This is a genomic window from Amycolatopsis sp. MJM2582 (assembly GCF_000754115.1).
In the GTDB taxonomy this organism is placed as follows: Bacteria; Actinomycetota; Actinomycetes; order Mycobacteriales; family Pseudonocardiaceae; genus Amycolatopsis; species Amycolatopsis japonica.
Genome location: NZ_JPLW01000003.1, coordinates 607707 through 622118 on the forward strand (window position 1 = coordinate 607707; position 14412 = coordinate 622118).

A 14412-nucleotide genomic window follows, 5' to 3' on the forward strand; every position below is an offset into this window, starting at 1 on the left:
GAGGGAGTGGCAGAAGATGCGCGATGCGGTACTTTCCTGCCATGCGAACCGTGGGTGTGCTCCTCCTGCCGGGCAGCCGGTCCTTCGATCTGGGCGTGATCGGCGAGGTCTGGGGCGTGGACCGGACCGACAGCGGCATCGGCCCCTTCGAGGTCCGGCTCTGCGCGTCCGGCCGCCGCCGGGTCGCCATCCACCCGTTCGGCCAGGTCGAGGCGACCCACGGGCTGAGCGGGCTGGCGGGCTGCGATCTCGTCCTCGTGCCCGGCCGGGTCGATCCGCACGCCGAGGTGCCCGCGGCCGCCGTCGCCGTGCTCCGCAAGGCGCACCGGGCCGGGATCACCGTGGCGTCGCTGTGCTCCGGTGCCTTCACCCTCGCGGCGGCCGGACTGCTCGACGGCCGGTCCGTCACCACGCACTGGCGGCTGCTGGACGACCTCGAAACCGCCGCTCGCGACGCGGTCGTCCAGCGGGACGTCCTGTTCACCGACGAGGGTGACGTCCTGACCTCCGCCGGGGTGGTCGGCGGGCTGGATCTCTGCCTGCACCTGGTGCGCCGCGACCACGGCGCCGACGTCGCGGCCGCCCTCGCCCGGCGGCTCGTGATGCCGCCCGCACGGGAGGGCGGCCAGCGACAGTACGTCGACAACCCGTTGCCGCCCAAGCCGTCGCGGCCCAGCGTTTCGTCCACAATGGACTGGGCGCTGGAGCGTATCGCCGACGATATCGGCGTCGACGACCTAGTCGGGCACGCCGGGCTGAGTGAGCGGACCTTCCACCGCGAATTCGCCGCGGCCACCGGTGTCACTCCGGGACGCTGGCTGCGCGCGCAGCGGGTGCGGCTCGCGCGGCGGCTGCTGGAGACCACCGAGCTGCCGGTCGAGCGGGTCGCGCAGCGGTCCGGCCTCGGCACCGCCGCCAACCTGCGGCGACGGCTCCGTGCCGACGTCGGTGTCGGGCCCGATTCGTATCGCCGGACGTTCCGGTCGGTTACCGTCGAAGCATGGCCGAGTACGAGCACATCCTCGTGAAGCGGGACGGCGACACCGTCACGATCACCATGAACCGCGCCGCGCGGCGGAACTCGCTGTCCGCCGACCATCTCGCCGAGCTGCTCGCGGCGTTCCGCGAGGCGGGGGACACCGACGCGACCGGGATCGTCCTGGCCGGCGCCGGGCCGGTGTTCTCGGCGGGGCACGACTTCGGCGACGTCGCCGCCCGCGACCTGATGGGCGTACGCGAGCTGCTGCGGCTGTGCACGGACCTGATGGGCACGATGCAGTCCGTGCCGCAGGTGGTCGTCGCGCGGGTGCACGGGCTCGCGACCGCGGCGGGCTGCCAGCTGGTGGCGTCGTGTGACCTCGCCGTCGCCGCGGAATCCGCCGGGTTCGCCCTGCCCGGCGGCAAGGGCGGCTGGTTCTGCCATACGCCCGCGGTGCCGGTCGCCCGCGCGATCGGGCGGAAACGGCTGATGGAGCTGGCGCTCACCGGCGACGTCGTCGACGCCGCGACCGCGCTGGACTGGGGCCTGGTGAACCGCGTGGTCCCGGACGACTCGCTCGACGAGGCCGTCGCTTCGCTGCTGGGACGTGCGACGCGGGGCAGCCGGGCGAGCAAGGCGATGGGCAAGCAGACCCTCTACGCGCAACTGGACCGGCCCGAGGCCGACGCCTACGCGCTCGCGCTGGAGGTGATGGCTTCGGCCTCGCAGCTGCCCGGCGCCCGCGAGGGGATGGCGGCGTTCCTGGAGAAGCGCTCCCCGGTGTGGCCGGACTGAGCGGCCGTCACAGCACGCGTTCGCGCACGAGCAGGAGCGCGTAGGCCGCCAGCGTCTGCGCGTCGGTGATGTCACCCGCGGCGATCATCTTCTCGAACTCGTCGAGGTCGAACCACGCCGTCCGCATGTCCTGCTCTTCGACCTCGCGCTGGGCTTCACTCTGCGTGAGATCGGTGGCCAGGAAGACGCGCCCGCGCTGGCTCGACATCCCGGCGGCGACGTCCGTCACGCCGAGTTCGGCCATCGAGCCCGCGATCAGCCCGGTCTCCTCGCGCAGCTCGCGCGCGGCCAGTTCGAGCGGCGGGACGTCGGCCAGTTCGGGTGCGGTGCCCATCGGGAACTCCCAGCGCCGCAGCCCGAGCGGGTAGCGGAACTGCTCGACCAGGTGAAACCTCGCCCCGTCGAAGGGGATCACGACGGCGCAGGTGGGTTTGTCGACGACCGCGTAGATCCCCTCGGAACCATCGAGCCGCCGGACGTCGTCCTCGCGCAGGGTCATCCAGTTGTTCCGGTACACCTCACGCGAGCTGACACGCTGAACGGGGTCCATGCGCACAGTATCGCCGTGCTTGTCCTACCCTCGCGGGGTGCGCCTTGTGATCGCTCGCTGCCAGGTCGACTACGCCGGCCGTCTGACCGCCCATCTGCCGATGGCCACCCGGCTGCTGCTCGTGAAGGCCGACGGCTCGGTGTCCGTGCACTCGGACGACCGCGCCTACAAGCCGCTGAACTGGATGAGCCCGCCGTGCTGGCTGATCGAGGACGGCAAGCTGTGGATCGTCGAGAACAAGCAGGGGGAGAAGCTCGTCATCACGATCGACGAGATCTTCCACGACCACGCCCAGGAACTCGGCGCGGAGCCGGGCCTGCAGAAGGACGGCGTCGAGGCGCACCTGCAGGAACTGCTCGCCGAGCACATCAAGACCCTCGGTGACGGCTACACCCTGGTGCGGCGGGAGTTCCCGACCGCGATCGGCCCGGTCGACATCATGGCCCGCGACGCCGACGGGGCCAGTGTCGCCGTCGAGATCAAACGGCGCGGCGAGATCGACGGTGTCGAGCAGCTGACGCGGTACCTCGAACTGCTCAACCGCGACCCGCTGCTGGCGCCGGTGCAGGGCGTGTTCGCGGCGCAGGTCATCAAACCGCAGGCGCGGGTGCTGGCCGAGGACCGGGGGATCCGGTGCCTCACGCTGGACTACGACGCGCTGCGCGGCATCGAGTCGGACGAGTTCCGCCTGTTCTGAGCGTCCCCCCCCTCGCGTTTAGTCCTCTGGATGCGGTAGTTGCGCGCGCAACTACCGCATCCAGAGGACTAAACGCGGCAGGTTCGGGCACTGAGCAGCCGATACCGAATCGAGTCCATGATTCGGGTATCTGCATTCATTCTCGCGCCACAGAATGCCCTAAAGGGCGGCGGGAAATTAACGAACTCGCGTTCTCCCGCAAAAGAACCAGCTACTTCCGGGCCATTCGGGTGAACGCCGGATTCCTCGGTCTCGCGCTGTGTCACACTCGATTTCCGCGAGGGGTACCACCGACATCCGGTGGTCGCGGGGTCCAGAGGTGAAGTGCCATGGCTGATTCTCCGAAGTGTGTCGATCTGGTGCTGGAAGGCGGCGGCGTCAAAGGCATCGGGTTGCTGGGCGCGGTGCTGGAGTTGCACGAAGCCGGTTATTCGTTTCCCCGGATCGCCGGGACGAGCGCCGGTGCGATCGTGGCGACACTGGTCGCCGCTTATCAGAAGGCCGGGAAGGATCTCGGCGGTCTGGAAGCGGTGATGAACGACATGGACTGCCGCCGTTTCCAGGACCAGTCCCTCTTCGACAAGGTCACCGGTCCGATCGGTGACGGCGTGGATCTGCTCCTGCACGACGGGATGCACTCCGGCGACTATCTCGCGGAATGGCTCACCCCGTTGCTGGAAGACGTCGGCGTGCGTACTTTCGCCGATCTCGCCATCGACGATCCGGAAAGTACTTTGCTTCCGTACCAACGGTATTCCCTCGTCGTCCACGTCAGTGACCTGACGCGCCGCGTGCTCGTCCGGCTGCCTTGGGATTATTCCCAGTACGGCCGAGACCCCGGTGCGGAGAAGATCGTCGACGCGGTCCGCGCGTCCATGTCGATCCCGCTGTACTTCCGGCCGGTGCAGTTCGCCGTCCGTCCCGAGGGCACCGTCACCTGGGTCGACGGCGGGCTGCTGTCGAACTTCCCGATCACCGTCTTCGACCGGACAGACACGAAGAAGCCGCGCTGGCCGACCTGGGGTGTGAAGCTTTCCGGGGAACCGGTGGGCGGCAGGGACAAACCGGTGAAGAGCGCGTTGCGGATCGCCATCGGTTCGCTCGAAACCCTGCTCTCGGACTGGAATCGTTACCGGTTGCACGAGGAGGGTGTGAACCGGCGGACGGTGTACGTCGACACGACCGGGGTTTCCGCCGTCGACTTCGGGCTCGGCGAAGAGGAGAAGAAGCGCCTCTTCGAAAGCGGGCGGGAGGCCGCGCGGCGGTTCCTGGAAAAGATCGTGCCGCAATGAACTCGCCGGCGGTATTCCGGTGGGATGAGGGATAGGAGGATCCCATGCGTTATCGCCCGATCGGTAGTGACCCGGCGGACGGCCGACTCGGCCGGTTCGTCCCGGACGACTGGCGCCACGTCGAGCGCTATCCGCTGACCGCGCTGGCCACCGAGGACCGGCCCACCCGGTCGCCGGTCGTCATCGGTGTCAACTGGTACAAGGAATTCGACGTACCGGAGAAGGACGAGAAGTCCGGCGAATTCTTCGTCGCGAAGGGTGGCGCGAAATCGCTCACCAGGATTCGCGGCGGGCATTGCGTCTGCCTCGAACCCGGTGAGTCGACCGACGGCGAAAAGCAATACGCCTTCTACGACCAGGGCCGGGAAGGCGCGTGCGTCGGCTTCGGCTGGTCGCGCTGCATGTCGATGTTCAACGGCGACCTCTACGCCGCGCGGTGGCTGTGGGACCAGGCGAAGATGCGCGACGAATGGGACGAGACCAACCCCGGTGACAACAACGGCACCTCGTGCCGTGCCGCCGCCGAGGTCCTGCTCGAACTGGGGCACGTCCCGTGGTCGGAGACCTACGCCGACGACGATCACGTCAAGCGGGCCGCCTACACGCCCGACGTGAAGAACGGTATCCAGGCGTATCGCTGGGCGAAGTCGGTCGATGAGGTGCACGAGGTCCTCGGCAACCCGCGTGCCGACGAACTCGGCGCCGTGCCGTTCCTCAACTCGTGGGGTCCGGGCTACCCGCACCGCACGTACATGCCGGACGACGTCCTCGCCCGGTTGATCAAGGAGGACGGCGAAGTGGGCCTGCCCACGGACCGGTAAACCCCCGCCGGTCACGGGAGAGGGCCGTTCTCGGCGGAAACGCCGGGAGCGGCCCTTTTTCGCGCCCTTTCCCCGGCGCCGCAACACTTCCACAACATCCCCACTGACGACGGCGGGCACCATCGGCCTCGGTGAAAGGGGAATGAAATGGCCACATCCCATCTCGCTCGCCGCCGGCGGGCGACTGTCTCGGTCTTCTTGGCCGGGGCGACGGTGCTCGCGAGCGCCCTCGCCGCCCCGGCGTCGGCCTCCAGTCACCGGGAAGCCCCGCTGATCTCGGGCGACCCGGCGGTGGACAACACCGACGTGTACGCGTTCGTCAGCCCGGACAAGCCGGACACCGTGACCCTGATCGCGAACTGGTATCCGTTCGAAGAACCCAATGGGGGACCGAACTTCTACCCGTGGGCCACGGACGCGAACCACGACATCAACATCGACAACAACGGTGACGCGAAAGCGGACCTGACCTACCGGTGGACCTTCCGCACCGAAGACCGGCGCGGGAACGACACCTTCCTCTACAACGACGACCCGGTCACTTCGCTCGACGACGAGGACCTGTTGTTCCGCCAGTTCTACACGCTCTCGGTGATCGACCGGGGGACCGGGCGGACGACGAACCTGGTCACCAACGGCAGGGTCGCGCCGTCGAACGTCGGCCCGGCGTCGATGCCGAACTACGGCGTGCTCCGGAACCAGGCGATCACCCCGGTCCCCGGTGGCGGGCAGACGTTCGCCGGGCAGGCCGACGACCCGTTCTTCCTGGATCTGCGGATCTTCGACCTGCTCTACGGGAAGAACCTGTCCGAGGTCGGGCAGGACACGCTGGCCGGCTTCAACGTGAACACCGTGGCTTTGCAGCTGCCCAAGAGCGCGCTGACCCTCGGGGGCAATCCGGCCAGGAACCCGGTGATCGGGGTCTGGAGCGACACCGAACGCAAGACGATCACGCTGCGCACCCCCGGTGCGGAGCGGGCGCTCGGCGCCGACGTCCAGGTTTCGCGCCTGGGCAATCCGCTGGTGAACGAGGTCGTCGTGCCCGCCGGGCTGAAGGACCGGTTCAACTCGCTCCTGCCGGAGCAGGACCGGACGGTGCCCGCGCTGGTGAACAGGGTGACCAACCCGGAGGTGCCGGACCTCGTCCAGCGGATCTACGGCATCCCCGCGCCGGCCAAACCCCGCGACGATCTGACGGAGATCTTCCTGACCGGGATCACCACGAAATCCGGTGACAAGATCAACCTGGATCTCAACTCGCAGCTGAACAACGCCGACGTCAACCCGGCGCGGTTCGCGCCGTCGGAGCAGCTGCGGCTGAACACGTCGATCCCGGTCACCGCGCAGCCCAACCGGCTCGGTGTCCTCGGCGGCGACCTCCAAGGGTTCCCGAACGGCCGGCGGCTGGCCGACGACGCGCTCGACATCAGCGTCCAGGCGCTGGAAGGCGCGGCGGTCAGCGGCATCGTCAAAGCACTCGCGGCCGGCGACCGGGTGGACCGGAACGACGTCCCGTTCGGCGCGGTGTTCCCGTACGTCGCCCTGCCGAACAACAAGGCGGTCAACTCGACCGTCCGGTGATCCCCCTCCCCTCGGTGGCCGCCGCCGACCCCCGGCGGCGGCCACCACCCCCGACTCCGCGGAAGGCGGACCCGATGTCCCACGACGTCCCCGAAAACACGACAGGTATCCGATTCGGGAAGCGCACTCGCCGGTTCGCGCTCCTGGCGCTCTTCGGCGCGAGCCTGCTCGCCGTGGGTGTCGCCGCGTTGATCCCGCCCGAACCGGTCCTCAGCGAAGGGCCGCAGGGAAGTGTGAGCACTCTCGACCGGGCGGTCCGGACGGCGGAAGCCAAGCTCGCGAAAAATGAGCAGGATCCGCAGACCTGGGCCGAACTCGGTGCCGCCTATGTCGAAGTAGCCCGGGTCAAGGCCGACCCGGCCTACTTCCCGAAGGCCGAAGAGGCGTTGCGGAAGTCGTTGCGACAGCAGCCCGACGGCAACGGGATCGCCTTGGCGGGCATGGGCGCGCTCGCCAACGCGCGGCACGACTTCGCCGGCGCTCGCGACTGGGGCGAGAAGGCGAAGGCCGTGCTGCCGGACAACGCCGAGATCCACGGCGTGCTCAACGACGCCTACACCCAGCTCGGGGACACGGCCGCGGCCACCGCCGCGTTGCAGCGGATGCTCGATCTGAAGCCTGGCGTCGCCTCCTTCACCCGCGCCGCCTACGAATTCGAAATACACGGTCGCGTCGACGACGCCCGGCACGCGCTCGATCGCGCGCTGGCGGACGCCGTCGATCCCCACGACGTCGCGTTCGTCCGCAACCTGCTCGGCGAACTCGCCTTCGACAACGGGGATCTCGACACCGCGCAGCTGCATTTCGACGCGGGCCAGCGCGCGGTGCCACAGGAAACCTCGCTCCAGCAAGGAAAGGCCAAGGTCGCGGCGGCACGCGGGCAGACCGCCAAGGCGCTCGCCGGCTATCAGGATCTCGTGGCCCGTCAGCCGAACGTGGGGAATCTGCGTGAGTACGCCCTGCTGCTGTCGACGTCGGGGGCACCGGAATCCGCCGCACGTCAGTACGAGCTCTTCGAGGAGCAGCGACGTCTCGAAGTCGCCTCCGGTGCGAACGTCGATCTCGAAGCGTCCTTGGTGGCCGCGGACCGCGGCGACGCCGTGCAGGCACTCCGGTTCGCGCAGGCGGAATGGGAACGCAGGCAACCCGTGTTCGTCGCCGACGCCATGGCCTGGGCACTGCACCTCAACGGCCGGAACGCCGAAGCCCTCACCTTCGCCGACCGCGCGGCGGGCACCGGCTGGCGCAGCGCCTCGTTCGCCTACCACCGCGGCATGATCCTCGCCGCGCTCGGACGGCCGGGCGAAGCCGTCAAGGCACTCGCCGAAGCGCTGCGCATCAACCCGAACTTCTCCTTGACCGACGCGCGGACGGCACGCACCACGCTGGCGAACCTCGGCGGTGCCGGATGAGTCCGCAGCGGCGGGAACACGACCGGAAAGGCGGCCGACCCATGCGCAATCTGCCCACTGAAAGGGTTCCGCGCCGGTTGCGCGGAGCCGCACTGAGCACGCTGGTCTTCCTCGCCGTCGTCGTGGCGTGTTCCGAGGAGGGGGCCGACACCGGGCCACGGTTCGACGACGAGACCACCGACGGCGTCGTGACCGAATTGACCTGTATGAAGCATCAGCCGCGGGCGCCGGGCGCCCGCTACACCGACGACTCGATCCGGCGCACCGACGAGACCCTCGCCCTGCTTCGCTACTACACCGCGAACGGGGCCAAGCCATACTGCGACGGCAACGACGTCACCGACATCGATCGCCAATGGATCGACGTGTACCTCGCACTGGGCGCGGACGAGGAAAAGGTGAAACGTCCCTGAGGCGCGCCTAGACCGGACAGGAATTGTCAAGAATCGCCCCGAAACAGACACTTCAGGGCGGTCGGCGCCCACCCATACTGCCGTTCCTGAATCCATGCAGTATGGTCCGCGATTGACGCGATACCGGCGTTTCTCGTGGACATTTTCACTATGGAGGTGGGTCGGTTGCACGTGCTGGCCGATGCGAACCTGCGGCTCGACGCAAGTCCGATCGACTACGTCCTGCTCGCCTTCTATTTCGCGCTGGTGCTCGGCATCGGGTACATGGCGCGGAGGTCGGTCTCGAGCAGCCTCGACTTCTTCCTCTCGGGCCGGTCACTGCCCGCCTGGGTCACCGGTCTCGCCTTCATTTCGGCGAACCTCGGCGCGGTCGAGATCATGGGCATGTCGGCCAACGGCGTGCTCTACGGCCTGCCGACCGTGCACTACTTCTGGATCGGCGCGATCCCGGCGATGCTGTTCCTCGGCATCGTGATGATGCCGTTCTACTACGGCTCGAAGGTCCGCAGTGTTCCGGAGTTCATGCTCCGCCGGTTCGGCAAACCCGCCCACCTGGTCAACGGCATCAGTTTCGCGAGCGCGCAGATCCTCATCGCGGGCGCGAACCTGTTCCTGCTCGCCAGCGTGGTGAACCTCCTGCTCGGCTGGCCGCTGTGGGTGTCGATCATCGTCGCGGCCGCGGTCGTGCTCTCCTACACCGCGCTCGGCGGTCTTTCCGCCGCGATCTACAACGAGGTCCTGCAGTTCTTCGTGATCGTCGCGGCGCTGCTGCCGTTGACCATCGTCGGCCTGGTGAAGGTCGGCGGCTGGCAGGGCCTGGTCGACAAGGTCACCGCGAGCCCCGGCGGCGACGCGCAGCTGCACTCGTGGCCGGGTGACAACCTCACCGGCTTCGGCAACAGCTTCCTGTCGATCCTCGGTCTCGTCTTCGGTCTCGGTTTCGTGCTGTCCTTCGGCTACTGGACCACGAACTTCGTCGAGGTCCAGCGCGCGATGGCGTCGAAGAGCATGTCGGCCGCGCGGCGGACGCCGATCATCGGCGCCTTCCCGAAGATGCTGGTCCCGTTCATCGTGATCATCCCCGGCATGATCGCCGCGGTCACCGTTTCCGAGTACGTCCAGGACAAGCAGGTCCTGCTCGACGGCGGCGACGCGCCGAGCGGCGTGACCGCGAACAACGCCATCCTGCTGCTGATGCGCGACCTGCTGCCCAACGGCATGCTCGGCGTCGCGCTCGCCGGTCTGCTCGCCTCGTTCATGGCCGGGATGGCCGCGAACCTGAGCTCGTTCAACACCGTGTTCACCTACGACATCTGGCAGTCGTACGTGAAGAAGAACGAGTCGGACGGCTACTACCTCCGGCTCGGCCGCCTGGTCACCGCCATCGGCACCGTGCTCGCCATCGGCACCGCGTTCATCGCGTCGAACTCCGGGAACATCCTGACCTACCTGCAGGACCTGTTCTCCTTCTTCAACGCGCCGCTGTTCGCCACCTTCATCCTCGGCATGTTCTGGAAGCGGATGACGCCGACCGCGGGCTGGGTCGGCCTGGTGTCCGGTACCGCCTCGGCGATCACCGTGTGGCTGCTGTCGCAGGCCGGGGTCCTCGGGCTCACCGGGCAGGGCATCAGCTTCGTGGCCGCGGGTACGGCGTTCGTCGTGGACATCGCGGTCAGTGTCGCGGTCTCGCTCGCCACCGCGCCGAAGCCGGAGGCCCAGCTGGTCGGCCTCGTCTACTCCCTCACCCCGAAGGAGTCGCTGAAGCACGACGAGACGGGCGACGACGCGGGCTGGTACCGCAAGCCGGGCCTGCTCGCGGGCATCGTGCTGATCCTGACCATCGCGCTCAACATCATCTTCTAGGAGGCCGGAGATGGCTGCTTCGCAAGCTCCCAAGAAGGCCGGCGTCTTCGACATCCGGCTGATCATCGCCCTGCTCATCGGCGGTTACGGGCTGGTGCTCACGATCATGGGCATCGGCTTCACCACCGAGGAGGAGCTGGCCAAGGCCGCCGACGTCAACATCAACCTGTGGGCGGGTATCGGCATGCTGGTGTTCGCGGCGTTGTTCGTGCTGTGGGCGAAGCTGCGGCCCATCGTGGTGCCGCCGAGCACCGACGGCGAGAGCGGCGAATAGGCGGGTTGTCCGGACAGCGGCGAGGGGCTCCGGCTACCGTGCATCTCGTGCTGCTCAACGCTCGACGTCGCCGGATCGCGTCCGTGCTGGCCCTGGTCATCGCACTGGGCGTGCTCTCGGCCTGCGGTCAGAACCTCGGCAAGTCCAACTTCGCCCGCACCACCGTCGCCGCCGAACCCGGCTCCGGTTCCGGCTCGGTACCCGACGGGGACATCAACGATCCGGCGGTCACCCCAGCGGTGCTGCGCACGGTCGACCCGTGCGGGCTGGTGAGCAAGGAGATCATGAGCGGCCTCGGCACGCCCGAGGACCCGACGGCGAATCTCAGCTCGTTCGGCACTTGCCGGGCGAAGGCCGTGGACGCCGGAGGCAAGACCCTCACGGTGAGGGTCGAGATCGGCGCGTCGACCTACTCCTCGATCAATGGCGTCACCGTTTCGACGGTCGACGGGCTGCCGCAGATCGAGCGGAAGGACAAGGACGGGAAGAGCTGCGACGTCGGCATCATGACCCTGCGCAAGCCCGAGCGCGGGATCAACTTCTCGGTCACCTACGACGGCGGCGACCCGTGCGCGACAGGCCGTGCGGTGGCCGCGAAGGCAGTGAAGAGCCTGCACGCGTCACCGGCGAAGTACCCGGCGGTGCCAGGCACGCTCACCGCGGTCGACCCGTGCACCGCCGCCGACACCGCCGTCCTCAACGAGGTGGTGCCGCACGGCGCCGCCACGCTGAACTCCTTCCATTTCTGCGATTGGACCCCGGGGTCCAACCCGAGGATCTCGATCGGCTTCCGCCGCTCTCTTCCGCCGGCGGAACGCGACGGGAACAAGAAGATCGACATCGACGGCGTCGCCGTGTACCAGAAGGTCGGCAGCGGCAGTGACGCCGAGTGCAAGCTCGAGTGGCAGCACAGGCCGTGGGCGGACGACGAGGTGGAAATCGTCAGCGTCGACTACAAGAACTACGACGAGAAGAAGGACGAAGCGGCGTCGTGCGGCAAGGCGGCCAAGGTCGCCAAATCGGTGATCTCCAAGCTGCCGAAGCCCTGACGCTGGCGGCATCCGGCCGGGAGAGGTAGGAAGGGGGCACCCCACCCGCCGACGTGCCGGAGGCCACCTTGAAGAAGATCATCAACGACCCGAAGACGGTGGTCGCGGAATCGTTGCGCGGACTCGCCGCGGCGCACGCGGACGTCCTGCGCGTGGAGGACGACCCGGCGATCGTGGTGCGCGTGGACGCGCCACTGACGGGCAAGGTCGCGGTGATCTCCGGCGGCGGTTCCGGGCACGAGCCGCTGCACGGCGGCTTCGTCGGGCAGGGCATGCTCGCCGCCGCCGTCCCGGGCGCCGTGTTCACCTCGCCGACGCCGGACGCCGTGGAAGCCGCGGTCAAGGCGACCACCGGGGACGCGGGCGCGCTGCTGATCGTGAAGAACTACACCGGCGACGTGCTCAACTTCGAGACCGCCGGGGAACTCGCCGCCGCCGAAGGGCTGGACGTGCGCAGCGTTGTCATCGACGACGACGTCGCGGTCAAGGACTCCACCTACACCGCCGGCCGTCGTGGCGTCGGCGGCACGGTGCTGCTGGAGAAGATCACCGGCGCCGCGGCCGAACGGGGCGACACGCTCGACGCGGTGGAGGCCTTGGCACGCAAGGTGATCGGCCAGGTCCGGTCGATCGGGGTCGCGCTCACCGCGCCGACCGTGCCGCACGCGGGCGAGCCGAGTTTCGACCTCGCCGACGACGAGATCGAGTTCGGCATCGGCATCCACGGCGAGCCCGGTATCGAGCGGACCGCCGTGACGACGGCCGACGAACTCGTCGCGCGCATGGTCGAAGCGGTGGTCACGGACCTGCCCTTCGCCGAGGGCGACAAGGTCCTGCTGTTCACGAACTCGATGGGCGGGACCCCGCTGGTCGAGCTGTACTTGGCCCACGGGATCGCCGAGCGGCTGCTGGCCGAGCGTGGGATCGTGGTCGAACGGCGGCTGGTGGGGCCGTACATCACCAGCCTCGAGATGCAGGGGATGAGCCTGACGTTGCTGAAACTGGACGACGAGCTGACCGAGTTGTGGGACGCGCCGGTGAACACCCCGGCCCTGAGGTGGGGAGTCTGATGGCCTGCACCGCCGAGACGCTCGCCGCCGCCTTGCGGGCGGCGGCCGCGGTGATCGCCGAGCATCGTGCCGAACTGGTCGACCTCGACCGCGCGATCGGCGACGCCGACCACGGCGAGAACATGGACCGGGGCTTCACCGCCATCGTGTCCGCTTTGGACTCCGCCACGCCCGAGACCCCCGCCGCGGTCGCGAAACTCGCCGCCACGACGCTGATCTCGAAGGTCGGCGGCGCGGCGGGCCCGTTGTACGGCACGGCTTTCCTGCGCGCGTCGGTCAAACTGGGCGACGCGGCCGAAGTGGACGGTCCGCTGCTGGTCGAGGCCCTGCGCGCGGCGCTCGAAGGAGTGCAGGCGCGCGGCAAGGCCGTCGGGGGAGACGCGACCATGGTCGACGCCCTGATCCCCGCCGTCTCCGCCGCCGAGGAGGCCGTCGGCGACGGTGTCGCGGCGATCCTGTCCGCGGCCGCCGACGCCGCGGACAAGGGCGCCGAGTCCACTGTGGACCTCGTACCGCGCAAGGGCCGGGCGTCGTACCTCGGCGAGCGGGCGAAGGGGCATATGGATCCCGGTGCCCGCTCGACGGCGCTGCTGTTGCGAGCCTTCGCGGAGGCCGCCAAGTGAGCGTCGGAATCGTGCTCGTCTCCCACAGCGCCAAACTCGCCGAAGGACTCGCGGAACTCGCCGCGCAGATGGCGCCGGACGTCACCATCGCGGCGGCCGGTGGCTTGGCCGACGGCGGGATCGGAACCGACTACGACGAGGTCGTCGCCGCGACGCAGCGCGCCGATTCGGGATCGGGCGTCGTCCTGCTGTACGACCTCGGCAGCGCGCAGATGACCGCGGAACTGGCGGTCGAATCGCTCGCCGACCCGTCGGCCGCGGTCGTCGTGGACGCGCCGCTGGTCGAAGGCGCGATCGCCGCCGCCGTCGCGGCGCAGGGCGGGGCGGACCGCAAGGCCGTCGCCGAAGCGGCCGCCTCGGCGGGAGCACCCCCGGACCTGACGTTCGACGAAGGCGCGCAGGACGGCGAGAGCAGCGTCGAACTCACGCTGCGGAACGACGTCGGGCTGCACGCGCGGCCGGCCGCGGTACTGGTGCGCAGCATCGCGGGGCTGGACGCGCAGGTCACCGTGCGGCTGGGCGACGAGACCGCGGACGCCAACAGCGTGCTCGCGCTGATGGCGCTCGGCGCGCGCCAGGGCGACCGGATCGAGGTCCGCGCGAAGGGTGCGCAGGCCGACGAAGCGCTCACCAAGGTCAAGGATCTGGTGGAGCAGAATTTCGGCGAGTGAGCCGGGGCTTCGTGCCGTGAAGGCCTCCTTGCCTACCTTGAGGGTAGGGAAGGAGGCCTTCACGGACTTGAGCCAAGTACATGAAGGCCCCCTTCCTTGCGTCTAGCGCGGTGAAGGGGGCCTTCATGTACCTGATTGTCCATAGAGGACGCCCACTGTGGTGAATTGCCCGATTTGCGAAGATTTGTCCGTATTCTCAAGTCCGTGAAGGCCTCCTTGAGGGACCCAGAGTCCCTCAAGGAGGCCTTCACGGACTTGAGGATCCTTGTCGGCGGACCATCGGCACCCGGCATCGGCCGGGCGGTAGCAAAGGTCCCTTGAT

15 protein-coding genes are annotated in these 14412 nt (G+C 68.7%); 14 read left to right on the forward strand and 1 reads right to left on the reverse strand.

What is annotated here, in order from left to right; translation table 11 throughout:
- Positions 1 to 41 precede the first annotated feature (41 nt).
- Together ED92_RS21615 and ED92_RS21620 are read left to right on the forward strand one after the other, a co-directional pair.
- A complete protein-coding gene (locus tag ED92_RS21615) occupies positions 42 to 1028 on the forward strand; it encodes a GlxA family transcriptional regulator (protein ID WP_037341440.1) in 987 nt (328 codons plus the stop codon).
- The gene (locus ED92_RS21620) at positions 1001 to 1774 is read left to right on the forward strand and encodes an enoyl-CoA hydratase-related protein (RefSeq protein WP_037341443.1); all 774 of its coding nucleotides are present in this window, start codon (positions 1001 to 1003) and stop codon (positions 1772 to 1774) included. The genes ED92_RS21615 and ED92_RS21620 overlap by 28 nt, the downstream gene beginning before the upstream one ends.
- Before the next feature lie 7 nt (positions 1775 to 1781).
- Here ED92_RS21620 and ED92_RS21625 read toward each other — a convergent pair whose 3' ends face one another.
- Positions 1782 to 2324, reverse strand: a complete 543-nt coding sequence (locus tag ED92_RS21625) for an NUDIX hydrolase (protein WP_037341445.1) — start codon at positions 2322 to 2324, stop codon at positions 1782 to 1784.
- A 37-nt stretch (positions 2325 to 2361) separates the two neighbouring features.
- On the opposite strand from ED92_RS21625, the gene nucS reads away from it, so the two are divergent.
- The 12 genes from nucS (at position 2362) to dhaM (ending at position 14090) form a co-directional block, all read left to right on the forward strand.
- Positions 2362 to 3021, forward strand: a complete 660-nt coding sequence (gene nucS / locus ED92_RS21630) for an endonuclease NucS (RefSeq protein WP_037341446.1) — start codon at positions 2362 to 2364, stop codon at positions 3019 to 3021.
- Positions 3022 to 3350: 329 nt separating this feature from the next.
- A complete protein-coding gene (locus tag ED92_RS21635) occupies positions 3351 to 4313 on the forward strand; it encodes a patatin-like phospholipase family protein (protein ID WP_037341448.1) in 963 nt (320 codons plus the stop codon).
- Positions 4314 to 4357: 44 nt separating this feature from the next.
- Entirely contained in the window at positions 4358 to 5134 is a 777-nt protein-coding gene (locus tag ED92_RS21640) for a hypothetical protein (RefSeq protein WP_037341451.1), read from the forward strand.
- 147 nt (positions 5135 to 5281) lie between these two features.
- A complete protein-coding gene (locus tag ED92_RS21645) occupies positions 5282 to 6715 on the forward strand; it encodes a DUF4331 domain-containing protein (RefSeq protein ID WP_037341453.1) in 1434 nt (477 codons plus the stop codon).
- Between the two features lie 74 nt (positions 6716 to 6789).
- On the forward strand, positions 6790 to 8127 hold the full coding sequence (locus ED92_RS21650; protein WP_037341455.1) for a tetratricopeptide repeat protein: 1338 nt from the start codon (positions 6790 to 6792) through the stop codon (positions 8125 to 8127).
- Positions 8128 to 8168: 41 nt separating this feature from the next.
- Positions 8169 to 8540 carry a hypothetical protein gene (locus ED92_RS21655; protein ID WP_052120781.1) on the forward strand — a complete coding sequence of 124 codons (372 nt, stop codon included), beginning with the start codon at positions 8169 to 8171 and terminating at the stop codon, positions 8538 to 8540.
- A gap of 165 nt (positions 8541 to 8705) precedes the next feature.
- Entirely contained in the window at positions 8706 to 10403 is a 1698-nt protein-coding gene (locus tag ED92_RS21660) for a sodium:solute symporter family protein (protein ID WP_037342516.1), read from the forward strand.
- Between the two features lie 10 nt (positions 10404 to 10413).
- Positions 10414 to 10677: a hypothetical protein gene (locus ED92_RS21665; RefSeq protein ID WP_037341458.1), complete on the forward strand. Its 264-nt coding sequence runs from the start codon at positions 10414 to 10416 to the stop codon at positions 10675 to 10677.
- A 47-nt stretch (positions 10678 to 10724) separates the two neighbouring features.
- The gene (locus tag ED92_RS21670) at positions 10725 to 11726 is read left to right on the forward strand and encodes a DUF3558 domain-containing protein (RefSeq protein WP_235213343.1); all 1002 of its coding nucleotides are present in this window, start codon (positions 10725 to 10727) and stop codon (positions 11724 to 11726) included.
- 68 nt (positions 11727 to 11794) lie between these two features.
- Positions 11795 to 12796 carry a dihydroxyacetone kinase subunit DhaK gene (gene dhaK / locus ED92_RS21675; RefSeq protein ID WP_037342517.1) on the forward strand — a complete coding sequence of 334 codons (1002 nt, stop codon included), beginning with the start codon at positions 11795 to 11797 and terminating at the stop codon, positions 12794 to 12796.
- The gene (gene dhaL / locus ED92_RS21680) at positions 12796 to 13419 is read left to right on the forward strand and encodes a dihydroxyacetone kinase subunit DhaL (RefSeq protein ID WP_037341462.1); all 624 of its coding nucleotides are present in this window, start codon (positions 12796 to 12798) and stop codon (positions 13417 to 13419) included. The genes dhaK and dhaL overlap by 1 nt, the downstream gene beginning before the upstream one ends.
- Entirely contained in the window at positions 13416 to 14090 is a 675-nt protein-coding gene (gene dhaM / locus ED92_RS21685) for a dihydroxyacetone kinase phosphoryl donor subunit DhaM (RefSeq protein WP_037341464.1), read from the forward strand. Before dhaL ends, dhaM begins: the two co-directional genes overlap by 4 nt.
- Positions 14091 to 14412 lie beyond the last annotated feature (322 nt).